The sequence below is a fragment of the Paenibacillus dakarensis genome, assembly GCF_001373415.1.
Classification (GTDB): domain Bacteria; phylum Bacillota; class Bacilli; order Paenibacillales; family Paenibacillaceae; genus Paenibacillus_AQ; species Paenibacillus_AQ dakarensis.
On sequence record NZ_CDSE01000030.1, the window covers coordinates 1 to 25,136 of the forward strand.

At 46.3% G+C, this 25,136-nt stretch carries 23 protein-coding genes, 1 tRNA gene and 1 other annotated feature; of the genes, 10 read left to right on the forward strand and 14 right to left on the reverse strand.

Going from position 1 to position 25,136, the window contains the following annotated elements; translation table 11 throughout:
* The first annotated feature begins 102 nt into the window (after positions 1 to 102).
* From BN1234_RS08190 to BN1234_RS08200, 3 genes are all read left to right on the forward strand, one after another.
* A complete protein-coding gene (locus BN1234_RS08190; protein WP_054956176.1) occupies positions 103 to 531 on the forward strand; it encodes an EamA family transporter in 429 nt (142 codons plus the stop codon).
* A gap of 148 nt (positions 532 to 679) precedes the next feature.
* Positions 680 to 1,444, forward strand: a complete 765-nt coding sequence (locus tag BN1234_RS08195) for a class I SAM-dependent methyltransferase (protein WP_054956177.1) — start codon at positions 680 to 682, stop codon at positions 1,442 to 1,444.
* Positions 1,445 to 1,494: 50 nt separating this feature from the next.
* Positions 1,495 to 1,715, forward strand: a binding site (T-box leader).
* A 45-nt stretch (positions 1,716 to 1,760) separates the two neighbouring features.
* The gene (locus BN1234_RS08200; protein WP_054956178.1) at positions 1,761 to 3,614 is read left to right on the forward strand and encodes an arginine--tRNA ligase; all 1,854 of its coding nucleotides are present in this window, start codon (positions 1,761 to 1,763) and stop codon (positions 3,612 to 3,614) included.
* Positions 3,615 to 3,678: 64 nt separating this feature from the next.
* Here the strand turns inward: BN1234_RS08200 and BN1234_RS08205 are convergent, their stop codons facing one another.
* Together BN1234_RS08205 and BN1234_RS08210 are read right to left on the reverse strand one after the other, a co-directional pair.
* The gene (locus tag BN1234_RS08205) at positions 3,679 to 4,128 is read right to left on the reverse strand and encodes a hypothetical protein (RefSeq protein ID WP_245640124.1); all 450 of its coding nucleotides are present in this window, start codon (positions 4,126 to 4,128) and stop codon (positions 3,679 to 3,681) included.
* A gap of 187 nt (positions 4,129 to 4,315) precedes the next feature.
* Positions 4,316 to 4,389 (reverse strand) — tRNA-Arg (locus BN1234_RS08210).
* A gap of 150 nt (positions 4,390 to 4,539) precedes the next feature.
* Here BN1234_RS08210 and BN1234_RS08215 point away from each other — a divergent pair.
* Positions 4,540 to 4,833, forward strand: a complete 294-nt coding sequence (locus tag BN1234_RS08215; RefSeq protein ID WP_054956180.1) for a magnetosome magnetite crystal formation protein family — start codon at positions 4,540 to 4,542, stop codon at positions 4,831 to 4,833.
* An 81-nt stretch (positions 4,834 to 4,914) separates the two neighbouring features.
* Here the strand turns inward: BN1234_RS08215 and BN1234_RS08220 are convergent, their stop codons facing one another.
* From BN1234_RS08220 to BN1234_RS08230, 3 genes are all read right to left on the reverse strand, one after another.
* On the reverse strand, positions 4,915 to 6,390 hold the full coding sequence (locus tag BN1234_RS08220) for a stalk domain-containing protein (protein WP_054956181.1): 1,476 nt from the start codon (positions 6,388 to 6,390) through the stop codon (positions 4,915 to 4,917).
* Between the two features lie 307 nt (positions 6,391 to 6,697).
* Positions 6,698 to 7,048: a hypothetical protein gene (locus BN1234_RS08225; protein ID WP_054956182.1), complete on the reverse strand. Its 351-nt coding sequence runs from the start codon at positions 7,046 to 7,048 to the stop codon at positions 6,698 to 6,700.
* 13 nt (positions 7,049 to 7,061) lie between these two features.
* Positions 7,062 to 7,385, reverse strand: coding sequence for a hypothetical protein (locus tag BN1234_RS08230; protein WP_054956183.1), 324 nt, complete (start codon positions 7,383 to 7,385; stop codon positions 7,062 to 7,064).
* Between the two features lie 155 nt (positions 7,386 to 7,540).
* Between BN1234_RS08230 and asnB the strand changes: the two genes are divergently transcribed.
* Positions 7,541 to 9,385 (forward strand): asparagine synthase (glutamine-hydrolyzing), encoded by a 1,845-nt coding sequence (gene asnB, locus BN1234_RS08235; protein ID WP_054956184.1) that lies wholly within the window; start codon positions 7,541 to 7,543, stop codon positions 9,383 to 9,385.
* 94 nt (positions 9,386 to 9,479) lie between these two features.
* Here asnB and BN1234_RS08240 read toward each other — a convergent pair whose 3' ends face one another.
* From BN1234_RS08240 to BN1234_RS08250, 3 genes are all read right to left on the reverse strand, one after another.
* On the reverse strand, positions 9,480 to 10,109 hold the full coding sequence (locus tag BN1234_RS08240) for an XTP/dITP diphosphatase (RefSeq protein ID WP_054956185.1): 630 nt from the start codon (positions 10,107 to 10,109) through the stop codon (positions 9,480 to 9,482).
* Between the two features lie 3 nt (positions 10,110 to 10,112).
* The gene (rph, locus tag BN1234_RS08245; protein ID WP_054956186.1) at positions 10,113 to 10,871 is read right to left on the reverse strand and encodes a ribonuclease PH; all 759 of its coding nucleotides are present in this window, start codon (positions 10,869 to 10,871) and stop codon (positions 10,113 to 10,115) included.
* 94 nt (positions 10,872 to 10,965) lie between these two features.
* Positions 10,966 to 12,021 carry a GerMN domain-containing protein gene (locus BN1234_RS08250; protein ID WP_054956187.1) on the reverse strand — a complete coding sequence of 352 codons (1,056 nt, stop codon included), beginning with the start codon at positions 12,019 to 12,021 and terminating at the stop codon, positions 10,966 to 10,968.
* Positions 12,022 to 12,182: 161 nt separating this feature from the next.
* On the opposite strand from BN1234_RS08250, the gene BN1234_RS08255 reads away from it, so the two are divergent.
* A complete protein-coding gene (locus BN1234_RS08255; RefSeq protein WP_054956188.1) occupies positions 12,183 to 12,740 on the forward strand; it encodes a phosphatidylglycerophosphatase A family protein in 558 nt (185 codons plus the stop codon).
* Positions 12,741 to 12,780: 40 nt separating this feature from the next.
* Here BN1234_RS08255 and BN1234_RS08260 read toward each other — a convergent pair whose 3' ends face one another.
* From BN1234_RS08260 to BN1234_RS08280, 5 genes are all read right to left on the reverse strand, one after another.
* Positions 12,781 to 15,228, reverse strand: a complete 2,448-nt coding sequence (locus tag BN1234_RS08260; protein ID WP_054956189.1) for a glycogen/starch/alpha-glucan phosphorylase — start codon at positions 15,226 to 15,228, stop codon at positions 12,781 to 12,783.
* Positions 15,229 to 15,254: 26 nt separating this feature from the next.
* Positions 15,255 to 16,358 (reverse strand): glucose-1-phosphate adenylyltransferase subunit GlgD, encoded by a 1,104-nt coding sequence (glgD, locus tag BN1234_RS08265; protein WP_054956190.1) that lies wholly within the window; start codon positions 16,356 to 16,358, stop codon positions 15,255 to 15,257.
* A 20-nt stretch (positions 16,359 to 16,378) separates the two neighbouring features.
* Positions 16,379 to 17,554: a glucose-1-phosphate adenylyltransferase gene (locus BN1234_RS08270; protein WP_054956191.1), complete on the reverse strand. Its 1,176-nt coding sequence runs from the start codon at positions 17,552 to 17,554 to the stop codon at positions 16,379 to 16,381.
* 313 nt (positions 17,555 to 17,867) lie between these two features.
* Positions 17,868 to 18,887, reverse strand: a complete 1,020-nt coding sequence (locus tag BN1234_RS08275) for an MBL fold metallo-hydrolase (protein ID WP_054956192.1) — start codon at positions 18,885 to 18,887, stop codon at positions 17,868 to 17,870.
* Positions 18,888 to 18,889: 2 nt separating this feature from the next.
* Positions 18,890 to 19,636: a class I SAM-dependent methyltransferase gene (locus BN1234_RS08280; protein WP_054956193.1), complete on the reverse strand. Its 747-nt coding sequence runs from the start codon at positions 19,634 to 19,636 to the stop codon at positions 18,890 to 18,892.
* A gap of 306 nt (positions 19,637 to 19,942) precedes the next feature.
* Between BN1234_RS08280 and BN1234_RS08285 the strand changes: the two genes are divergently transcribed.
* The 3 genes from BN1234_RS08285 to BN1234_RS08295 are packed head-to-tail and all read left to right on the forward strand — an operon-like array spanning position 19,943 to position 22,276.
* Positions 19,943 to 20,194: a FeoA family protein gene (locus tag BN1234_RS08285; protein ID WP_054956194.1), complete on the forward strand. Its 252-nt coding sequence runs from the start codon at positions 19,943 to 19,945 to the stop codon at positions 20,192 to 20,194.
* A complete protein-coding gene (locus BN1234_RS08290; protein ID WP_054956195.1) occupies positions 20,191 to 20,940 on the forward strand; it encodes a FeoB small GTPase domain-containing protein in 750 nt (249 codons plus the stop codon). The genes BN1234_RS08285 and BN1234_RS08290 overlap by 4 nt, the downstream gene beginning before the upstream one ends.
* A gap of 25 nt (positions 20,941 to 20,965) precedes the next feature.
* Positions 20,966 to 22,276, forward strand: a complete 1,311-nt coding sequence (locus BN1234_RS08295; protein ID WP_245640132.1) for a nucleoside recognition domain-containing protein — start codon at positions 20,966 to 20,968, stop codon at positions 22,274 to 22,276.
* A gap of 79 nt (positions 22,277 to 22,355) precedes the next feature.
* Here the strand turns inward: BN1234_RS08295 and BN1234_RS08300 are convergent, their stop codons facing one another.
* Entirely contained in the window at positions 22,356 to 23,246 is an 891-nt protein-coding gene (locus BN1234_RS08300; protein WP_245640133.1) for an AraC family transcriptional regulator, read from the reverse strand.
* A 198-nt stretch (positions 23,247 to 23,444) separates the two neighbouring features.
* On the opposite strand from BN1234_RS08300, the gene BN1234_RS08305 reads away from it, so the two are divergent.
* Positions 23,445 to 25,055 (forward strand): glycoside hydrolase family 43 protein, encoded by a 1,611-nt coding sequence (locus BN1234_RS08305; protein WP_054956197.1) that lies wholly within the window; start codon positions 23,445 to 23,447, stop codon positions 25,053 to 25,055.
* Positions 25,056 to 25,136 lie beyond the last annotated feature (81 nt).

The window sequence follows — 25,136 nt, forward strand, 5'->3', positions numbered from 1 at the left end:
AGCATACACTTCGAGAGCATAGGCTTCTCTATATTAGGATTTATTATTTTGCTCTATACTACATATAAGATTATATAACTTTAGGTTCAGGAGGATACCGGAATGCCTTTATGGCTCATATACGCCCTGCTCTCAGCCGGAACTGCTGCACTCGTAGCCATATTCGGTAAAATTGGCCTGCAAAATATTGATGCGAACTCAGCAACGGCGATCCGTTCTGTGATTATGGCTTTATTTTTGCTGGGTGTCGTGGCAGTTCAGGGTAAGTTTGCACAGCTGGGTGAGATTTTAGTTCAGAAAAAAGCCCTCAGCTTCATCGTACTCAGCGGTGTGGCCGGCGCATTGTCATGGCTGTTTTATTTTCTAGCTTTGAAATACGGCAAAGTCTCGCAGGTCGGCCCGATTGACAAGCTCAGTGTGGTCATTGCGGTCCTCCTTGCTTTTGTATTTCTTGGAGAAAAAATCTCCTGGATTAATGCAGCTGGCGTGGCCATGATAGCTGTTGGTGCTCTGCTCGTTGCTGTAAAGTAAACATGATATACCAGCAAGACCGTCCTAAGACGGTCTTTTTTTCTCCGCTCTTCATAGATAACTCCTATAAAATGCATAATGATTAAATATTTCACTTATAGCTCCGGTCATGCCACAATAAAGCAATCAATCGTCAAGGAGTGGTGTTATGAACTCAATCCAAGTATGGAAGCCCGAAGATTATGATAACCAGCTCTCTTTTGTATCGGCATACGGGAAAGGACTAATCGAGCACTTGGCTCCTCGCCAAGGAGAACGCATTCTGGATCTCGGATGCGGCACCGGCGACCTGACAAGTGAAATCGCTGAATCCGGTGCTATTGTTGTTGGGATGGACCAATCCAAGGAGATGATTCTCAGAGCGAAGGATAAACATCCCTCTCTCACGTTCATTCAAGAAAACGGAGAGAGTTTCAGCACAGAGGTACCATTTGATGCCGTGTTCTCAAATGCAGCGCTGCACTGGATGACAAATGCCGAGGATGCTGTATCATCAATCTATCGTGCTCTAAAACCGGCTGGACGTTTTGTAGCTGAATTTGGCGGAAAAGGAAATGTCGAAACGATTGTGAACAGCATATATGAAGTCCTCTCAACCGGTTACAACATGGATGCACTGACCCATAATCCATGGTACTTTCCAAGCATCGGCGAATATACTTCACTGCTCGAGAGTAAAGGATTTCGTGTCACTCTAGCTCATCACTTTAACCGGCCCACTCGGCTTCATGGCGGGAAAAACGGGATCACGGGTTGGCTTACTCATTTTGGGGATAGCTTCTTTACAAAACTTGCACCCGAGGAGAAGACTACCGCTTTCGAAAAAATAAGTCAGCTCACTGAACGAACCCTATGGAAGGAAGATTCTTTTTATGCAGATTATAAAAGACTTCGAATCATTGCTTATAAATAAAGCGTTGCTTTTGTAATAAATTCATGTATAATATGAAAAAATTCTTATAACAACGCTCAATGATTGGGAGAGTAATGATCAGACATCGATGTCCAAGCGAGCCGGGAGGGTGGAAACCGGTACGGATGCGATCATGAAGCGGACCCATGAGATGGTCTTCTGAATTTCACAGTAGGAAGTCCCGGCTTACACCGTTAATGTAATCAAGGGGTTGGACCCAATGGGTCTGGCAACGAGAGTGGTACCGCGAGCTATAGTCCTCGTCTCTTATGAGATGAGGGCTTTTTTTATTTTCTAAAAAGGGGGCAACTCACACATGTTAAGTCAATTCATCATTACAGGAATCGAGCAAGCGGTTTTATCCGCGCCAGGAGCGAATGCACCGGAAGGCATTCAGGTGAGGATCGAGCAGCCTGCCAATATGGAGCATGGGGATTACTCCACAAATATTGCGATGCAGCTTGCCAAAACACTGCGTAAAGCACCTCTGCACATTGCAGAGCAAATCAAAGCCCAGCTTGAGCAAAATGATTCTTTCACAGCGCTTATTCACAGCATTCAAGTGGTGCCGCCAGGCTTTATTAACTTCTATATTGATTGGTCTGCCTGGGCTCAAATGAAATTTGAATTGCCGGTTATTCCTTCGCACAAGGTAGTCATTGAGCATACCTCGATCAACCCGAACAAATCTGCACATATCGGACATTTAAGAAACTCTTGTATCGGAGATACTCTCGTCCGGCTGATGAGAAAAATCGGATACCAGGTGGAGGTTCATAATTACATAGATGATCTAGGTAATCAGTTGGCAGATACCGTGGTTGGCATTCAGAACATTTCCTTATCCAAAGAGCATCTCCGTTTCGGTGATTACTGCTGGGATATTTACGCCGCCATTAACAAGGCTTATCAAGATGACCCAAACCTGACAGAGCAAAGAACGAAAGTTCTTCATGCTCTGGAAGAAGGCAATCAAAATCTTTCATGGATGGGCCTGCTCGTTGCGGAGCGGATCGTCAGGGAACATGTTGAAGAGATGAAGCAGTTCGGTATTTCGTATGACCTTCTCGTCTGGGAGAGCAGCATCGTTAGAGAAGGATTCTGGGAGTCCGCATTTGGGCTGCTGAAGCAGACATCCCTGTTCCATCAAGAAACCGATGGCAAGCTTGCGGGCTGCTGGGTATTAAAACAGTCAAGCAATGACTCTGCAGATGATCAGGATACAGAGCATAGCATCGATAAAGTGCTGGTTCGTTCCAACGGCATTTTGACCTACACAGCCAAAGATATCGCGTACCACTTATGGAAATACGGACTGCTTCCCAATGATTTTGTATATAAAAAGTTTACGGATGAGGTGTGGACAACAGGCTCCCATGGTAAACAACAGTCCTTCGGAAAAGCCGATATCGTGATCAATGTCATCGATTACAGACAGCAATATCCTCAAATGATGGTTAAGCAGGCATTGGAAGGACTCGGCTTTACCGAAGAAGCAGAGAAGCTCCGTCATGTCAGTTATGGAGTCGTATCATTAAGTCCTTCGGCGGCAGCCGAGCTTGGTATTGATATCTCTGACGGTAAATCCTCTTACGCCATGTCCGGTCGTCAAGGAATCGGCATCAAAATCACAGAGCTGATCGACCTGATGGAAAATGTTATCGAGGAATCACGTTCTGACAAAAACGGCCTCTCCAGCAGGGAAATCGCAATCGCCTCCATCCGCTACTATCTGCTGCGTTTTGCTCTGCAAACCGAGGTCGTGTTCGATTTGAAGCAGGCTGCAGAAATATCCGGGAATACGGGTGTTTATCTGCTCTACTCCTATGCACGGGCTCTAAGTGTTCTGAACAAAGCTCAAGAGAAGGGAGCTCTGCCAGTAGTGCCAAAGCAATTCCCCGAGCTTGAAAAAGCCGAGCATGCCCTGCTAAGACATATCAGCACTTGGAAGGATGCACTTTACACGGCAAGCAAGGAGCTTACGCCGAGCTCATTATGCAATTATGCTTATGATCTGGCTTCCCTGTTCAACAATTTTTATGCCGCATGTCCAATTCTCAAAGCTGAAGGTGAAGCACTGAATTTCCGCGTATGGCTGACCTCAGTCTATAAAGATACGTTAGGTGAAGTATTAGAAGTTCTTGGTCTGCCGACACCTAGCAGAATGTAATCCGTTATAACAAAATCCCCATTCCTCGCTAACCATGAGAAATGGGGATTTTAATTCTTCTATATTAAGATTTCAAACCACGAAGGGTCAGTTTCAATTTGTATCCCTGGTCGTCCAGAGTAATTTCAGCGATCGTCCAGTTGACGGCCAGCGTCATTTTTAACTTATCCAGCTGCTCTTCCTGCAAAAATAGATTCTCGATCACTCCTTCTCCGACTGTAAAATCCGATTCAGAGCTCAAACGGAATGCTTCTTCAAGCCAGATCTTCAAACCATTTCGCGTGTTAAAAGTAATTCGGTAGCCTTCCTGGGCGGCCTTTTCTAAATCTTCCTCATGCTCCTGGGCATAACTAAACAGCTCTGCATAATCAAAATGACCGTTTTGTGCCGGTTGGAATGCTTCGACTTTACCTGTGCGGATCGCTTGCAGAAGCGCATCTTCCTGAATCCCGCATTTTCGTGCATGCTCCAACAGTATCGCGGTATGCTGTGAAATTTTTGTTTCTGGCATCATGTTCTCCCCCTTCTGGAATACGAAAAAAAGTCGCCATACTGGATGCTATCGTCCCAGGTCGGGATACGGTCCTTCGGACCGACTGCGAAGCATAGGCTCTCGAAGTGTATGCTCCGACGAACCCCCACCTTAGGGTTCTCACCTTCTGGAATACGAAAAAAAGTCGCCAGCATGGCGACTTTTTCAACGTCCCAGAAGGGATTCGAACCCCTGACCGACGGCTTAGAAGGCCGTTGCTCTATCCAGCTGAGCTACTGGGACATGGCTATGTAAAACAGTAACGAAATATATTATATAACATCTTCGTCAATTTTCAAAGAACAATTTATAGGAATACAATAATTAGTGAATCAGCAAGCAAGCTAAAGGGTAATGTATAACACATCATGAGATAAGAAAGGGGCCCTCTATATGCGGCAGTTATTATCCTCACTATCATATTTCAGTATATTTTTCGCACCATTTATTTTTCCGGTCATTGTGTGGATCGTCTCTAACGATAACTATGTGGAACTACACGCAAAGCGAGCATTGATATCTCATGTATTCCCCGTGATTGCCGGGATCATACTCTTATTCATGGCTATCGGATCAGGCTCCTTCGGCGCGGTTATAGGATACGTGATCCTCTTTGCAATCATTTACTTTGGTGCTTTTGTCTATAATGTAGTGAAAGGTATCCAGGTATTACGGGAGTATGCTTGATCACCCGAGTACTTCCCAAAAGTCTAACGAAATAATGAATAAAAGGATCAGGCGTATTTAGCCTGATCCTTTTTTGTGTCATTACTTCGTCGTAATTAACACCATTTGTTCATTCTTATCCCATTTCACTTCACAGCCGAGTGCCGCTGCCACAAACCGCAGTGGAACCATAGTAGTGCCTTTAACGGAACGCGGTGCGGAATCAAGCGCTACAGCCTTTCCATTCACTGTCGCCTGCTTGGATCCCATTTTTAGCTTTATATTGGCAGCACCCTTTACAGAAGTAACTGTTTGGGATTTCTGATCCCATTTCACAGATGCCTGAAGAGACTCGAAGATCGGACGCATCGGAACGAGTACACTTCCATTCACCATTACCGGTGCCTGTGCATAGGATTGCAATTGACCATTGATTTTGATACGAATTGGCTTTGTGCCAATCTCGTTTCCGGATTCATCGTAATACTTCAGCTTTACACTGCTTACACGGCTGTCATAGGTAATTTTGAACGTTGTTGTATCATGATCCGACATAAAAAGAGAGTCTGTCTGCGTTCCCAATAAACGGCCTTTCGCATCATAAGCTGTGGACTTCACGGTAATCTTCTGCATAGTAGCACCATTCTCGATACCTGTGGTCACAACCAGCTTATTGTTAATGCGCGTTCTGCCTTCTGCTATAATCTTAGGTATCTCGCTAGAACCTGTTAAGTATACTTTTACGTTAGTAACAGCCTTTCCTGAATCAAGCTTTGCCTCGAAGTTTCCAATCTCTTTCGCTGTCAGATATCCTCTAGTCGTATTCACTTCAAGCACTTTTCCACTGGAATTGCTGCCAACAACAATAACGCCTACCTTGCCGTTTGCATCCCGGTTTTGAATTGCCCCTGAAACGACCAATTTCCCATTCTCCACCCGGCTTCCTGTCTGCAGAAGCTTGACCGCATCCTCTTGCGAATCAACAGCCATAACCTTCACATCTTTAATCAGCTTTACCGCTGTTAATGGAATCTCAAAAGTAGCGACTTCACTTGCTGTTAAATAACTGCTCGCAGATTTTACTTCCACAGCTTTACCGGCTCCATCATAACCTACAACCAGCATGCCTACACGGCCTGACGCATCTGCATTCTGAACAGCACCCGTGACTTTGATGCTATTCTTCTCTGTCCTATAACCGGATTCCAGCAATACAGCCTGACTGCCAGCGGCTTTTGCCGGGAATACCTTTACATCCTTCACTTTACTTCCACTTTCCAGATTCACTTCAAAAGTTTCAATCTCATTACTAATGAGATAAGCTGAATCGCCCACAACCTCGAGTGCTTTGCCTTTTTCATCGTAACCGACCACTACAAAGCCAGCTACTGTGCTTGACCCTCCATTACGAACATCAAAACTGACTTTCATCTTTCCGCTGACTAATTCGTGTGATGTTTCTGCTACAGTAATACTGGATTCCTCAGCCATAACTGATGGCTGTACTGGACCGAATACCATAGCTGCCGCCAGCATCCCTGCCCCGATCATTTGAAGAAAACGCTTGTTCAATCTCATCTCTCCTCACGAAGTATTGGTTAGCACTGTAACACTAAGCCAATATTATAGGGATGCTTAACCAATAAGCATATAGAGTCGAAGGCCTATTTCCGGTAACTTCGTAAATAGGTTCATTCCTGTTACCTTCAACCCACTTATATATCCATATATTAAAATTAAAAAAAGGCCTGATTTCCTGACTAACTTGCGAATAAACGAACAATTCCCGCTACACAAGACATCAATCGACACAAAAAAAGAGGCCCTGTCTATATCGACATAGGTCTCCTGACATTCCAGACCATGTGATCTGGCAATTAATAATCTAGCAATAAAAACGCCCGTTTAACTGCTGGCTCAGCGTCCCCATGGACAAAAGCTGCTGTTTGAAATGTTCACGTTCCTCTTCTGCTGTAGCCAGGGCACTGCTTTCAAAAGCGATATCTGTTGCATTCTCAAAAGCATCATGCATGCTGTTATCGAACCAATCATGCTCCAAGGATGCGTCGCTACGGACCAATTTGACGAGATCATAACCACCAAGACGTGCTGATGGCACAAGATAGGCAAGAACCACCTTGTCCGTTTCGGAAGCAGGATAGACTTCCACTTCGGCGCAAGGTGTTCCATTTACGTTCGTCATGCGCCGGATCTTAGCATCCTTAATTGAATACATTTTTCTCCTCCTTTCATTGATCTGTAAAATGGGAAAGCAGTCGGAGCTGCTCCATTTGATGTTTGGTACCCGGCGTCCCCAAGCGGTAAATGGTTGAATATACCCGATCAAGCGCATTTTGAAATAATGCATTCGTACTCTGTTCAGGTGTGTCTGGCCACGGAAAAACGTAGCCCGGAAAAGCTTCCTCTTCTTTCTCCTGCATTAAATCCAGCTCAATCCGTACTTGGTCTGCTTCCTCCGGGGTCGCTTCAATCTCCCATTCATATGAGCTTGCTCCCCTTTCATTCAACACGGAGCGACCCTGAACGGAGACATAGTATCTTGACTTATCCATGCCGTTCTCACCCCTTCACACTTGAATTCGTCCTTAGTTTTCGGTAAAGGACATACATTTTATGCCCTGCTTCAGCATATATCTGTATCACTTTGGCGATTTAGATCAAATAGAAGGACAACGTGCGATATAGACAAGAGAGAGGATGAACCGTCATGTGCGGAATAACCGGATTTATACAATGGAACCGTGATTTAACCCAGGATTCTCAGCTGCTGGTCCGAATGACAGAGAGCATTGCACACCGTGGTCCTGACGGCTCAGGCACCTGGATATCCAATCCTTGTGCCTTTGGACACCGGAGACTAAGTGTAATTGATCCAGAGAACGGCGCTCAGCCCATGATTATTCATCAGGAGGAAGACGTCTACGCCATTGTATATAATGGAGAGCTATATAATGCTGCAGATTTGAAAGAGGAATTGATCCAGAGAGGTCACCGATTCAGAACGAAGTGTGATACTGAAGTTCTCCTTGTCTCCTATATCGAATGGGGTCCGGACTGCCTGGATCGGCTGAATGGCATATTTGCATTTGCTATTTGGGACAGTGTAAAGGAGCAGGTGTTTTTAGCCAGGGACCGGGTCGGGGTAAAGCCTCTGTTCTATAGCTATTTGGATGGAACGCTCATCTTTGGCTCTGAACCTAAGGCGCTGCTTCAACATCCTAAGGTAGAGCCTGTAGTCGGACCGGAAGGCTTGGCAGAGGTGTTCATCATCGGGCCCGCCCGAACTCCGGGACACGGGGTTTACCGGGATATTTCTGAACTAAAACCAGGGCATGCCATGTTATTTAATCGTGGAGGGCTTCGGACTTATACCTATTGGAAGCTTGAAAGCAGATTCCACGAGGATAATATTGAGCAAACTGCAGCCCATCTTCGGGAGCTGCTGTTCGATACTGTCGAAAGACAGTTAGTATCGGATGTTCCTGTCTGCTCTCTTTTGTCAGGAGGACTGGACTCGAGCGCTCTGTCGGCCATTGCTGTAAACTACTACCGGCAGACAGGGCAGGGTCAAATCCATACGTACTCCGTTGATTATGTAGATAACGACCGGCACTTTCAGTCTCATTCATTCCAGCCCGGGGCTGACGCTCCCTGGATCAAGCGAATGCATGAAGAGCTCGGAACCGAGCACCACTGGATTGAGTTTGATACCCCGGAGCTGGTTCGAGCCCTTGATTTAACCACACAAAAAAGAGATTTGCCAGGAATGGCCGATGTTGACGGTTCTTTGCTTCTCTTTTGTGAGGAGATTAAAAAAGGAGCAACGGTAGCTATTTCGGGTGAAGCCGCGGATGAAATATTCGGCGGATATCCGTGGTTCCACAGGGAAGAGATGCTGAATTCCGGAACATTCCCCTGGTCTGTCGCCCCGGGCATGCGTGCAGGGCTGCTCTCTTCTGAAATAAGAGAATGGATTTCTCCGCTTGAATATTTGGGTGACCGGTACAGTGATGCAGTCGCGGAAACTCCAATTCTGCAGGAAGAGAGCGACCAGCAAACGAAAATGAGAGTCATGTCCTATTTGAATATCACCCGCTTCATGCCTACATTGCTTGATCGGAAGGACCGAATGAGTATGGGCGTTGGACTTGAGGTTCGCGTTCCATATACAGATCACCGTCTGATCGAATACGTTTGGAACATACCATGGAATATTAAAATGGCCGGAGGCCGAGAGAAGGGTATACTCCGAAAAGCACTTGAAGGTGTACTTCCGGATGATGTGCTGTATCGGAAAAAGAGTCCCTATCCAAAAACCCACAATCCAAACTACCTGGCAGCCGTAAAGCAGCAGCTGCTTTCCATTCTGGATGATTCCTCATCCCCTCTTATCCCGCTTGTGGATACCGTTAAAATCCGGGAGCTTGCTTCCTCTCCGGAGGCTTCCTCCAATCTGCCCTGGTTTGGTCAATTGATGTCGGGACCCCAATTGTTTGCATATTTGACTCAGGTGAATCATTGGCTGAAGGATTACAATGTAGCGATCCGCTGACAAGTACAGATATCCATGGTCAAAAATCTCACTAAAAAAAGCAGGATATCTTCCACCATTCAATTATGAATGGCCAAAAGATATCCTGCTTCTATTAAGTCTCGGTCTGGAGCTTCTCCACCAGCTGGCGAAGGGCATCACCACGATGGCTGATCTCCTGTTTCTCTTCCAGTGTCAGATCCGCCATGGTCTTCTCCAAGTGAGGGAGATAGAATAATGGATCGTATCCAAAGCCCTGATTCCCAGAGGGCTGGGATGTTATCCATCCGTCAACAGTCCCTTTTGTCTCGATATGCTGTCCCGTTGCCGGGTCATACAGAACGAGTACACAGACGAACTGTGCCGGACTCAGAAGAGGCTGCTCAGTATCCTCACCAAGCCTCAGCTTTGCGAGCTCTGCCAATAGCTTGAGGTTATTATCGTGATCCTCGCCATGCTCCCCCGCATACCGCGCTGAATAAACACCAGGCTCTCCGTTTAGTGCCTCTACACACAGACCTGAATCATCCGCAAGGACAGGCATACCAAGGGCGTCGCCGACAGTCTTGGCTTTTTTCATCGCATTCTCGGCAAAAGTCTTACCATCCTCCACAACATCCGGAAGTTCAGGATAATCAAACATGCTTACAACGGTTTTTCCGAACGGCTCAAATGCATGGGAAAACTCCTTGAGCTTTCCTTTATTCCGGGTAGCGACAATAACAACATTACTTTGAAGGTTCATCGTTTACACTCCGCTTCTGGAATTAACGGTGCCAATCTTGGCCGCAATAGGTCCAAGAACCTCCTGCTGGCGGACAATCAGCTCACGAATTCCTTTTTCACCAAGCTCCAGGATCTCATCAAGCTCTTGACGTGAAAAAGGACTGTCCTCACCGGTACCTTGAACCTCAACAAATTTACCGCTGCCAGTCATAACCAAATTCATATCCACTTTAGCCTTGGAATCTTCTTCATAATTCAAATCTAAAAGTGCCTGCCCTCCGGCCACTCCAACGCTTACCGATGCCAGATAATCGGTAATGGGGAATACCGCCAGTTTATGCTGTTCAGCAATTTTATTCACTGCAAAAGCGAGTGCCACAAATGCACCCGTAATAGAGGTGGTCCGGGTACCGCCGTCCGCTTGAACGACATCGCAGTCCAGCGTAATCGTGCGTTCACCCAGTGCATGCAGATTCACAACAGACCTTAGCGCTCTACCGATCAGCCGTTGAATTTCCATCGTCCGGCCGCTGAGTTTTCCCCGGTTCGCTTCCCGTTGATTACGAGACTGCGTTGCCCGCGGCAGCATGGAATATTCCGCTGTTACCCAGCCCTTTCCTTGTCCTTTCAGAAATGGGGGAACTTTCTCGTCTACGGTAGCTGTGATCAGCACCTTCGTTTCTCCCATTTCGATGTACACGGAGCCTTCCGCATATTTATTCACATGGGTCGATAAATTCATCGGGCGAAGCTCGTGGCTCTTGCGTCCGTTAGATCTCATGTTTTCTGCCTCCTACTTCTTATCGCGTCCTGTTTAGCAACCCCTATTCTACCAAAGTACAGGCATAAAAGCACCCTTCCGGATACGCCTTCACTTATATAGGAATCTCATTAATATGCTCTGGTCTGCTGACAGGTTCGCTGTAATTACGACCGTCATCTCCCTTAACTTCAGCCAGGTCATTCATATGGATCTTTACTTTAGCGTTGTTGGAATTCTCAGAAACCGTAAGAACAACAGCCTGCAGCATTTCTGAAGGTATTTCGTCTCCTTGCTCAAACATGCTTTCATTTAAGGAAACCGTAAGTGACCCGTCTTCATTCTTTTTAATCTCCGCCACAGATGTTTCGCTTGTCATAACCTGCTCTAGCCCGTCCCCGTGCTGCGGTCCTCGGATCAGTTCGTGCAGTGCTGCAGTCACTGTATCTTGGCCGGAGGCTACCAGCCGTGTTACCGGAACATAATATTGAATACCTGACGGCGATAGACCCGAGAAATAAACCGTTACTGGGGATGACTGAGAATACTGGGTATCATCGGCTTTTTGCAGATTGATTCCCATCGTACGGGATAACGGACGATCCAGCGGAGTATGATTAACAGGCATTTCATTTAATTTGGCGCCTTCCACCCACAACTGTACCTTATCAATATCCTCGTGCCCTGTCAGAGTCCATGTAAGAGCCTCTAAGATTTTTCGTTCATCCTGTTCTTTATATTCACTAAAGGATTTATTAAACTCTACAGCAGCAAGCTTGTTCTCCTTATCAACGGTTACTTGCTTGATCTCCGTTCCAGCTGGCAGCACACCCCAGAAGCCGACAGGGATATAACCGGAATATGAGCCGCCTTCAATCATCACTTCCAGTGCACTTACAACAGGGTCTTTTCCTTCAACTTGGGGAATACCAAGTGTAACAGGTGCGAGCTTTCCATTCTGATCAGATAAGTATACCGTAGTCTGCAAGCCAATCTGCCCTTGCAATGATTTGCCTGCAGCCGTATTAAGCATCTGGTTCTCCACTTGAGCCGGCGGCGGATCAATGGCTTTTGACTCTTTCCCGCCCAAAGGGCCGCAGCCGGACAACATGATCGGAACAGCCAGAAGTCCGGCAGCAGAAATCCCGCGAATATTTCGTTTACGTGTCATTGAATTGTTCCTCCCTACATTTTGTACAGGTTGTACTCTTATGTATACGGGCTCTTTTCCAAAACATGCCCCTTCTTTTACGATTTCTGGACAAAGCCCTTATGAAAAAAGTACAATCTATATGTAGGGCATTACAACAACTAAGAAAACGGGGTGAGATCATGGCTGACGCAAATATACCTTACAGCCTGAACAGTAAGCATGTCGCAGAAGCGACTAGAAGTCTGCTCCACGAACGCGGAGTTACACTGGCGGAGATTGCCGAACTGGTTATGATCCTCCAGAAGAAATACTACCCGAACCTTACCATGGAAGAATGTCTTGAAAATGTTGATGCAGTACTTAGCAAGCGGGAGGTCCAGAATGCTGTTCTAACAGGCATACAGCTGGACAAGCTTGCAGAAGAAGGCAATCTCCTCTCGCCGCTTCAGGAAATGCTCGCCAATGATGAAGGGTTATACGGTGTAGATGAAATCCTCGCATTCTCTATCGTCAACGTTTATGGCAGCATCGGATTTACGAACTATGGCTATATTGATAAGCTGAAGCCCGGTGTATTGGAGCGGTTGAACGACAAGTCCAGCGGTGTTATCAATACATTCCTCGACGATATCGTGGGAGCAGTCGCGGCTGCAGCAAGCAGCAGAATAGCTCATCGAAAGCAAGCAGATCTGGAAATTGAAGTAACCGGAACAACAGAAGAAGATAAAAACTTATAAAGCAATATAAAAAACACCCCATTCAAATGGGGTGTTTTTATTATTTTCGTATATGCAGTGAAGAACGCACCGGGCGAATATCCCAGATATCTGTCGCGTAGCGATTGATGGTACAGTCACTGGAGAAATTACCGGAATGGGCGATATTCTCAATTGATTTGGATACCCATTCCTGCGGTTTCAAGTATACCTGATCAATAGAGGCGTGCGTTCTGGTATAACTATCAAAATCCCGGAGCACAAAAAATTCATCGTTATGTTCCATGATGGATTGATAGATCATCCCGAACTCCCTTTCATGACAGCAAAACGGACCAGGAGAAACCAATTGATCGATAACGCGCTTAATCCGCGGGTCCTGCTTATATACTTCTCGAGCCAGATACCCGCCGTACTGATAGTAATTCAGCACCTCTTCCGCGCGCAAGCCAAACAGGAACATGTTGTCGTCACCAAGCATCTCATGCATTTCCACATTCGCTCCGTCCAGCGTACCGATCGTAAGCGCACCGTTCATCATAAATTTCATGTTACCTGTTCCTGAAGCTTCCTTGCCTGCTGTAGAGATCTGCTCGCTGACATTCGCAGCCGGAATAATCTTCTCTGCCAGAGACACCGAATAGTTCTCCAGAAACAATACCTTTAGCTTGCTGCTTACCTGCGGATCATTGTTCACAACGTTTGCAACTACATTAATCAGCTTGATAATACTTTTCGCCAAATAATACCCTGGAGCTGCCTTTGCACCGAATATGAATGTCCGCGGAATTCGATCTGCCTCTGGATGATCCTTGATCTCATTGTATAGATGCATGACATGCAGGATATTCATGAGCTGTCTTTTGTACCCGTGAAGCCGCTTCACTTGAACATCAAAGATCGAATCGGGATCAACTGAAATCCCCTGCTTCTCTTTAATATAAGCCGCCAATCGCAGCTTGTTGCCGCGCTTGATATTCATGATCTTGTCTTGAAACGCCGGATCATCCTTGAAGGTCTTCAGCCCAAGCAGTTGATGCGGATGCTTGATCCAGTCCGTTCCAATCGCTTCGCAGATCGCTTCGCTGAGCTCCGGGTTGGCATGCATCAGCCACCGCCGATGAGTGATTCCGTTTGTCTTGTTGTTGAACCGTTCCGGAAACAGTTCATAGAACGGCTTCATTACATTCGTCTTCAGCAGTTCGGTATGGATTTTGGCCACTCCGTTCACACTGTAGCTTCCGACAATCGCCAGATGAGCCATCTTCAATTGTCCGCTCTCAATAATAGCCACCTGTGAAACGAGATCCTGCCGGTCTGGAAAACGTTTCAGCAGCATACCACAGAAGCGCTTGTTAATCTCTTCAATGATCATATACACTCTTGGCAAAAGATCACGAACCATTTTAACCGGCCACTTCTCAAGCGCTTCGCTCAGCAAGGTATGGTTCGTATAGGATACAGTACGGGTCGTCAGTTCCCATGCCTCATCCCAGCCAAATCCTTTGTCATCGATCAGAATTCGCATTAGCTCCGGGATAACGAGTGTAGGATGCGTATCATTAATATGAATAGCTACTTTCTCAGGCAGTTCACTGTACGGAAGCTTTAGCTTCTCAAATGTACGCAGCACACTTTGTAATCCGGCGGAACATAAGAAGTACTGCTGTTTCAGTCTCAGCAGCTTGCCCTCATATCCCGAGTCATCCGGGTACAGGAATTCAGAGATTGATTCAACTGAGCGGTTATAATTCAAAAAGTTATAATAATTATTCTGTACTTCTACTTTAATTCTGGACGGGTCCATGGCAGATTCAGCACTCCATAACCGAAGCGTATTCACATGAGAATCGCCATAGCCGATGATCGGCACATCATAAGGGACAGCCCATATCTTCTCGTAATTGACCGTTTTGAAGATCGTTCTTCCGTTCTCCTCCGATACCTCGACATTTCCCCAGAAGCGAACCTCAACTCTTTTATCAGCCCGTCTCTCTTCCCAGACATATTCCTTCTGAAGCCAATCATCCGGAAGCTCTACCTGATGTCCATTGATAATCTTCTGCTCGAACAGACCATACTTATACCGGATCCCACAGCCATGGCCCGCATATCCCAGTGAAGCGAGAGAGTCCAGAAAACATGCAGCCAGGCGTCCTAATCCTCCATTCCCAAGACCAGCGTCCGGCTCTTGTTCTTCAATATCCTCCAGATTCCAGCCCATTTCCTGCAGTCCTTCACGAACCGTCTTAAGCATACCCAAATTCAAGAGATTATTACCCAGCAGCCGGCCGATCAGGAACTCCATCGAAAAATAGTATACCTGCTTCTCTTTCTGTTCCTTATAAGAGAAATTAGTGTTAGCCCACTCCCGGCCGATGTATTCACGAATAAGAGAGCCCAGGATTTTGTAAATATCTTCAGCTGTAGCCTCTTCAACACTTATTCCTAACCGACTGACCAATTGTTCCTTGAATGTAAATTTAAATAACTCCTTATTGTAGAACAAAAGCAATGTCCTCCCGATTCAAAAGATTAAATAACAGTGTCTTTAGCAACAACAAACGGTTTCTTTACGTCGCCCTTCAGCTTGCGGCCGCTAGAGATGGTTACATCTTTATCTAAAATGACATTTTCAAGCACAACATTCTCTTCGATCACGCATTTTTGCATAATGATCGAGTTGAGAACCCTGGCACCCTCTTTGACCTGCACGCCGCGGAACAAGATGCTGTTCTCGACAGCCCCGCCAATCTGACATCCGTTCGCCACTAAAGAATTGCTTACTTCCGCTGTCTCAAGATACTTGGCTGGAACCTCATACTTAATCTTCGTGTTGACTTGTTGTTCACGGAACAGTGAGTGATACTTCTCGGGATTAAGTAAATCTAGACTGTTGCGATAGTAACTCTCAATTGAATTGATAACAGCATGATAGCCTTTGTATTCGTAGCCTGCGATTTTCAGTCTGTGCTGATTTTTCTGGATTGCATCCCGGAAGAAATGGCTCTCTTCATGGGCGATGCACTGGTTTACCATTTGGAGGAACCTTTCCTTCCCCATTATAAACATATCCATGTAAATATGGGTATGGTCGCGTTCGTGATGTATATCCGTAACCCAGCCGCCCTCATCTACATCTATACGTGTGCACGGCTGATGCTCGGGCTTCAGCTGATCAACCTTTGTGTAGATTAAGGTTATGTCTGCTCCCTGCTCCAAGTGGTATTTATAGACCTTAGTAAAATCAACATTGCTTAAATGCTGACTCCCGGTGTATACGATATACTCAGCTGATCCTCTTTCGAAAAAATCCTGATTATTATAGATATGCTGAAGTTCCCCGGCGGAAACATCCGATGGGTCATTCCAGTCCGGAGGAAGAATGAACAACCCGCCTCTTTTTCGGTCCAAATCCCATGGACGGCCTTCACCAAGATGGTCCATCAAGGAACGGTATTTACGCCGGACAAACAGAGCGATATCCGGTATGCCTGCATTCATCATATTCGACATTACAAAGTCAATTAACCGATATCTGCCTGCAAATGGTACTGCTGCACCACACCGGAAATACGTCAGCTCATTCAATACATCAAGTTCATGATCCAGATTAATAACTCCCATGAGTTTCTTCATAAAACGCACCGCCCTTTTTCTTAAATAATAGGAGCTGAAGAGGATATCTTGAATTTCGATGCGCTATCACAGTCGTTCGAAATCAATTGTATCTCGCTGTTAGGATCCTGATCGTTGCCAATCACGGTCCCATCTTCAATAATCATGTCCTCCATAACTATAGCGCGGTGAATCCGTACATTGCGCCCGATTTTCACCTCAGGCATGATCACCGAATCTGTAATCTTACTGCCTTCTCCTACTTCAACACCGTAAAACAGGACCGAATGGCTCACTTCGCCATGAACAGAGCAGCCTTCGTTGATCATGCAATTGTGTACCTTTGCACCCGGTGCAATATATTCAGCAGGCTGATTCGGGTTTCTGGTGAAGATACGCCAGGACGGATCATTTAAATTCAGCTTTGGATTCTCAGATAGCAGATCCATATTCGCCTCCCACAGGCTGACAACCGTACCAACATCTTTCCAATATCCTTGGAACGGATAAGCATACAGGGTCTTTCCCTCGGAAAGCATAAGTGGAATAATATCCTTGCCGAAATCATGGCTCGTATCCGGATTTTTCACATTTTGAAGCAAATATTTTTTTAGCATATCCCATTTGAATAAATACACGCCCATAGAAGCCAGGGTGCTCTTCGGATGTGCCGGTTTCTCTTCAAACTCATAGATTTTAAGCTTCTCATCTGTGTTTAAAATTCCGAAACGCGTCGCTTCCTCCATGGTTACATTGATGACTGAAATGGTACAATCAGCGTTTTTTTCCTTATGGTATTCCAGCATTCGTTCATAATCCATCTTGTAAATATGGTCGCCTGATAAGATCAGCACATGCTCAGGATCATACTGTTCAATAAATTTCAGATTCCGGTATATCGCATCAGCTGTCCCCCGGTACCAGCTTGTTCCGTCCTCTCGCTCATATGGCGGTAAGACATACACGCCTCCGTTTCTTCGATCCATATCCCAGTCGCTTCCGACTCCAATATAGGAGTGCAGTACAAGTGGTTCATATTGTGTCAGCACGCCGACCGTATCAATGCCTGAATTGGAGCAGTTGCTAAGTGGAAAATCAATAATCCGATATGTACCTCCAAAATAAACCGCAGGCTTTGCAAGCGTCTTTGTCAGATCTTTAAGACGTTTACCCTGGCCACCGGCAAGCAGCATCGCCACAACCTCTTTTCTCTTCATCGGCAAATCCTCCTTTTCTCATAGTAAGGATAAGACAGCTCATCCTTAAACCATGCGAATATACCCAATTGAGATGGATCAGCGGATGTCATGGCAAAGATGCGTCTCATCAAAAAAAGGGTAAATGCACACTTCTACTATTTATATTTAAACGGGAAATTTACTACATAATCCTGAAGGAGAAAATTGGTGTAAGCCGTCGATGAAAATGGAGGGGATTGTAAAAAATATAAGATGATGGCTGGATCTGCCCCCAGGCTCCATTTCTGTAAGACGGGAGCCTGAAAAACAGAAGGGTATGTAAGAAGAGAATCTACTTCGCAGGTTTAAAACGGAACGTTTCGGTATCCATTCTCTCAAGCTCTGCCTGTCCTTGACGTACAAGTTCAGCGAGATGGGCAAGCGCCTCACACATGGCGAATCGCATTTGGTGAACACCAAGCTTGTTACCGAATAAGGCTATGCAAGCTTCATATCCGGTAAGACCACCGGCTGCAGACAGCATGCCCGATATCTCCGCCAGACGTTCCTCATGATGAAGAAGAAGGGCGTCAATCCGTTCACTGAAATGCATGAATGGACCGCGGTGTCCGGGATATGCAGCACGGACATGCAGTTCCCGAAGACGGCGCAGCCCGTCCAGGTATAATCGAAGCGGCTCATCGTCGCTGCCCGGAACAAGGCTGATATTCGGTGAGATTTGCGGTAATACAGCATCTCCGCATAAGATTACACCGCTATCCTTTTGATAGAAGGAAAGATGTCCGGGTGCATGACCTGCAGTCTGTACGGGGAGCCAAATACGGCCTCCCATACGTACAGGCATCATTTCGTCAATATACGATACTTGGGGTTCCGGATTTACTTGGGAGAAAAAACGGTTCAAATGCTCCGGGATCTGCCGAAGCCATTCATGCGGCATGCCATGCTCGGCAAAAAATGCAGGCAGCTTCTCATTCATATCCGATGCATGTCCGCCGCCTCCCCACATCAGTTGAGCCTCCTTATGAGCCCGCTCCGACATCCACACCTTCGCACCTGTGCGCTCCTGGAACCAGCCGGCAAGACCGTAATGGTCCGGATGATGATGGGTCAGCACAATCGACGTAATATGCTCTTCGTTAATCTGAAGGGAGGCCAGCGTCTCCTTCCATTCCTGTTCCGTGACTTCTGTCCTCGGACCAGGATCGATCAAGGTAATTCCATGCTCGTCCTGCAGCAGGTAGCTGTTGACCCACCGAAGCGGGGAGTCAAGTGTAATCTTAATCCGCAGCAGGCCATCCTCATTCAAGGGCAGTGCCGCCATATGATTTCCGTTCAGCCATTGTCCCATAATTAATGCTCCACCGGACGATGGCCGACAAAAATCATTCGCGGAGACGTTTTAGGCTCATATTGATCTTCATCATAGCTGCCGTGCACCTGATCAATACAGAGACCTGCTTCTTCTACCATGAATTTAAATGCATCCAGCGTATAGAGCTTCACCCGTTCTTCGTAATGACGTGCTTCTCCACCGTCTGCATCCGTGATCGTTATTTCCTTTTTGACATAACCATTCTCAATTTGCCGTCGTTCATGAATCTGTTGCCCTTCCGACTCTCGGGAGGATTCCGGCACAAGATTCTGTTTTACATATGAAGGATTGAGAAAATCAATAATAAAACGTCCTCCCGGCCTCAGAACACGGTAAATCTCCTCCAGCACTTTGATATGCTCCTCATCCCTCGTAAAATAACCAAATGAAGTAAATAAATTCAGCACAGCATCAAAAACACTATTCTCTACTGGCAGCTGCCTCATATCTGAGGCGATCCATGTAACTGCCTTTTCCTGATCCAGCTCCCTGGCTTCTTCAAGCAGAACATCGGACAGATCAATACCTGTTACTTGATACCCCTCATCCGATAAGGCCAGAGAATGACGACCCGCACCGCAGCATAAATCCAGAACCTTCGATTGTGATGGCAGCTTAAGCCAAGAAACCATCTTCTGCACTTCAAGCGCAGCTCCTTGTTCGTCCCTGTGTTTGTAGATGAGCATGTAGTCCTCGCCAAAGCTTTCTTCGTACCATTCCGCCATCTGTTTCACCCTCCTGTCTTTCAAATGATCTTTATATGGTGTTCATAAGACTTATCTTTATTAATTAGTTATCCGGAAAATTTATATTTCAACCGGATTAACCAGAGTAAAGGATTTTTAAACGCAATTCAAAATAAATGTTCGCGCGTATTGTATAACATGTATTTACCAAACACACAAACAAATTTTAGTAAAAATGCATTTTCCCCGTTGACATTAAATGAGGTTGAGCATATTATAACCTTAAAGTTGCGTTAGGGAAACATTATGAGCTCGGACCAATTAAATAGGGAGAGGTTAAACTTTATGGACGAGACAAAGTATTTTCAAAATCTACATCAGGCAACCATCGGTGATAAATTTCTGGTGAAAAAAGTAGCCATTCGAGGCGAATTAAAACGCCGGCTTCTGGATCTCGGGTTTGTACAGAATTCTATCATTGAGGTGCTAAAAACAAGTCCGCTCGGAGACCCCACATCATATAGAGTCGCAGGCACAGTCATCGCATTACGGAAAGAAGAAAGTCAGTTAATTTATGGGGAGGTGTTGTCATCATGAGGTCATTTACTGTTGCGCTAGCAGGAAATCCGAATACCGGCAAAAGCACACTGTTCAACGCTTTGACCGGGCTTAAGCAGCATACAGGCAACTGGTCAGGCAAAACCGTTAGTCTCGCCAGCGGCCATTATGAGTATAAGGATGCACGGTTTACATTTGTCGATCTGCCCGGAACCTACTCCCTCTTCTCCAACTCTGCTGATGAGGAGGTCGCGCGTGATTTTATCGTATTCGAAAAGCCTGATGTTACACTGCTTGTTCTCGACTCCACAGCACTTGAGAGAAGTCTTAACCTTGCGCTTCAGGTTCTGGAAATGACAGACCGGGTCATTATCTGTTTAAACCTGATGGATGAAGCGAAAAAGAAAGGGATCACAATCCATTCCGGTAAACTGTCAAAAAAACTCGGCGTTCCTGTCATTCCAATCTCGGCCAGAAACAAGGAAGGTCTGGATGTCTTATTAGATCAGCTGCTCCAAATGTGCTTGGGCGAAATCACCACGACTCCATATCATATGAAATACAATAAGGAGCTGGAAGCGGATATCTCCAAGCTGGAATCGGAAATCGTAAACATCTTTGGTGATGAATATCCTGCGCGCTGGCTGGCAATCCGCCTTCTGGACGGAGATCAGAAGCTGATGTCTACACTTCAGACCAGAATCACATCGCAAGCAAAGGGAGGTGTGTCCATTGAGCCAGCAGCTGCAGCGCTTAGAAGCTCTAACAGCCACCATACCTGCTAATCAAATCGATGAAGTACGGGAAAGCATGGTTGGAGAATTGTTCAAAAAGTCCCGTGAGCTCTGTAATGAAGCCGTTACGATCACAGACAAGGACCGCCTGTATCGTTCAGAACGCCTGGACAGCATCTTCACCTCGAAAATATGGGGTTTTCCTATTATGCTCGGATTGCTTGGCATCTTGTTTTACCTTACAATTGCGGGAGCTAACGTCCCGTCCTCCATGCTGGCCAGCTTCTTCGGCTGGATCGAAGGATATTTAACACTCGGCTTCGAGGCTGTGCATGCACCGGCATGGCTTCACGGCATACTAATTCTGGGACTGTTCAGAGGTACATCCTGGGTAATAAGCGTTATGCTGCCCCCCATGGCTATCTTCTTTCCTGCATTCGCCCTTCTTGAAAACTATGGGTACTTGCCAAGAGTGGCATTTAACCTGGACCGTCTCTTTAAGAAAAGCGGTGCCCATGGCAAGCAGTCATTGACCATGGCGATGGGGTTTGGCTGTAACGCAGCCGCAATCATGTCAACCCGAATTATTGAATCTCCCAGGGAGCGTATGCTGGCCATTCTAACGAACAACTTCGTACCCTGCAACGGGCGCTGGCCAACATTAATCCTGCTGTCTTCCCTGTTTATGGCTGCAGGATTTGCCGGAGGAGTGCAAACACTTGTTACAGCTTCCGTTGTGATGGGTATGGTTCTGATCGGGGTTGTCGTTACATTAAGCGTGTCCTGGATGCTGTCCAAGACGGCTTTAAGAGGAGTTCCTTCTCACTATACGCTCGAGCTTCCGCCTTACCGGAAGCCTAAAATCCTGAACACGATCATCCGGTCAACGCTGGATAAAACGGTGTATGTTCTCCGCAGAGCCGTGATCGTGGCCGCTCCAGCAGGTGTGCTTACTTGGATTCTGGCTAATATCTATATTGGCGACACGAGCATCCTGCTTCATTTTGTCGGCTTCCTTGATCCGTTCGCTCGGGCGCTTGGGCTGGATGGATTCATCCTGATGGCCTTTATTATCGGTCTGCCGGCCAACGAAATTGTACTGCCGATATTACTGATGGGGTATCTTGCTACCGGTTCTTTAACTGAGGTTGAGGATATGTTTGCCCTGAAGCAAATTTTTCTGAATCAAGGCTGGACTTGGCTGACGGCTCTGAATATGATGCTCTTCTCCCTGCTGCATTATCCTTGCGGTACAACGCTTATTAATATCTATAAGGAAACCAAGAGTAAGAAATGGACGTTCCTGTCCTTTGCTATACCAACGGCCATTGCCATCATTGTAACTTTTATCGTTGCCCAGACTGTAAGAGCATTGGGCTGGGTCTAATCGTTAGCAATAATAAAAGCAACCATAGTATCCGGTTACGGAGATATGGTTGCTTTTTGTATAGGGATAGGTACCCGGATTAATCATAGAATTTTCCGCGAAAGCTGCTGGGGGATTCGCCGGTCCATCGTTTGAACTGCCGGCTGAAATGAGCCATATTCTGATATCCCAGCCTGGCTGAAATATCCTCGATTAATAGTTCGGGGTCCATAAGCAGCAGCTTTGATTTTTTTAGCATCAGGGTCGATTTATACTGCCGCGGTGACATCCCGTAAACCTGGGTAAACATCCGATTGACGGATGAAGTGCTGTATCCCATCTCCGCTGCTATTCTTGCTATCGTATCCTGCTCCCCTGCCTCGGAATAACCTTCTACCTTATCCTCAATGGAGCGTTCAATCTGGGAGGCGATACGCGAAGCTGACTGTTTTATCCCCATTCCCAAAGCAGCCTGCTCACCGTTTACGGAGGAGGATAGGGTCCCGCTGATTCCGGCAAACAGCTCAAACAGTGCAGAAAGAACACTCATCCTCGATTCAACCCGCACTGACGACTCTTCTCTTGTTAATGCAATCAGCTTATCGAGCGCGGGGCGGATCGCTTTTGCAAGCTGGCTTTCCTCTGCATGATAGCACTCTTGATTACGACATAGAAGTTCTCGGAAAGAGCGTTCATCCACATCGAAATGCAGGCAATAATAAGTCATTTCTTCTTCACCGATCACCCGGCTCTCATGCTCATCCCCTGGATTTAGCAGCAGCAGATCTCCTGGTCCCTGCTTGTATATCTGGCGATTGACCCGCATCTCCTGCGTTCCTGTCAATACCAGATTCACCTCGAACAAGGAATGTTTATGGACCGGGTATTTCCAGTCAGGTTCAACAGTACGCCAGTGGGCGGCAAACATCCGGAAGGTAGAATCCACGTCCGGAAGCATGAACTCTTTTCTCTTTCGATCTGATAATGTCACCAAACTCAAGTCCCCCTTATCCTTACATAATCTATTCTGTTAAATAACATGATTGATTTGGGTAAATTCTAACAAACTATGGATATGTGATTAGCGGGTTAATGTTGTTATTATTAAGCTATAGCCTATCTTACAATATTACTATAGATGGGTAATTCTCTGCCAGAGAACCAACTATTACTAGAGGAGTGAGAAAGCATGAGCGTAATACAAAATCCGATATTAACTGGCTTTAATCCCGATCCCAGCATTTGTCGTGCGGGTGAAGACTATTATATTGCCGTTTCTACCTTCGAATGGTTTCCCGGTGTTGGCATCTATCATTCCAAGGATCTGAAGAACTGGCGCCTGGTTTCCAGACCACTGAACCGTCTCAGCCAGCTGAACATGTTGGGCAACCCGGATTCCGGTGGTGTATGGGCCCCTCACCTGTCCTACAGTGACAACCAATTCTGGCTGATCTTTACCGATGTAAAAGTAACAGAAGGACAATGGAAGGATTGCACCAACTACTTGGTGACCTGCGACACGATCGACGGGGAATGGTCAGAACCTATTCGTCTAAATAGCTCCGGCTTCGATCCGTCGTTATTCCACGACGATGACGGTAAGAAATATCTCGTCAACATGCTGTGGGACCACCGCGTGAAGCATCACAATTTTTACGGTATCGTACTGCAGGAATACAGTCCTGCGGAGGAGCGGCTTATAGGCGATGCAGAGATTATTTTTAAAGGCACCGATGTCATGTTAACCGAAGCTCCTCATCTATACAAAATAAACGGATACTATTATCTCCTTACCGCAGAAGGCGGAACGAAATATGATCATCAAGCAACCATTGCCCGCTCCAAGCAGCTGCGCGGACCGTATGAGGTTCACCCTGACAATCCGCTTATCTCGTCCTTTGGATCACCGCGGAACCCGCTTCAAAAGGCAGGTCATGCTTCCATGGTCAAAACACATACCGACGAATGGTTTCTGGTTCATCTTACCGGAAGACCACTGCCGAGAACAGGCCAGCCCCTGCTTGACCCGCGCGGCTATTGTCCGCTTGGAAGAGAAACTGCGATCCAGCGGCTGGAGTGGAGAAACGATTGGCCGTACGTAGCAGGAGGCAATCAACCTTCGCTGAGTATTGAAGGCCCTAACATTCCGGAGACGGCATGGGAACCGGATTTCCCTGAGAAAGATGACTTTAATGAACAGGCGTTGAACCTCCACTTTCAGTCCTTGCGTATTCCACTCGGCAGCAATACCGTATCTTTGACTGACCGTCCAGGACATCTTCGTCTATACGGCAAGGAATCCCTGACATCTAAATTCACACAAGCTTTCATTGCAAGACGCTGGCAGCATTTTAACTTTAGAGCGGAGACCAAGGTTTCCTTTAACCCAACAACCTTTCAGCAATCAGCTGGTCTCGTGAATTACTACAACACTCAGAACTGGACGGCCTGCCAGATTTCATGGCATGAAGAGAAAGGAAGAATTCTTGAGTTGACAGCCTGCGATAATTTCACATTCTCCCAGCCGCTTCAAGGTCAGGAAATTGTAATACCTGATCATGTCGATGATGTCTATCTGCGTGTCGATGTGGAAACAGAGGTGTACCGTTACTCTTATTCCTTTGACGGAACGAACTGGAACACCCTTCCGGTAACGTTCGAATCCTACAAGCTGTCCGATGATTATATTCAAGGCGGAGGCTTCTTTACCGGTGCTTTTGTTGGGATGCAGTGTCAGGACACATCCGGACGAAACTTACATGCCGACTTCGATTACTTCATATATAAAAGCATGTCTTGATTAGCAGCACCCCTTGGAAGAATAAAGGCCTGATATCCTCGAACAATGAGGATTTCAGGCCTTTATAAGTTCATAGCATCG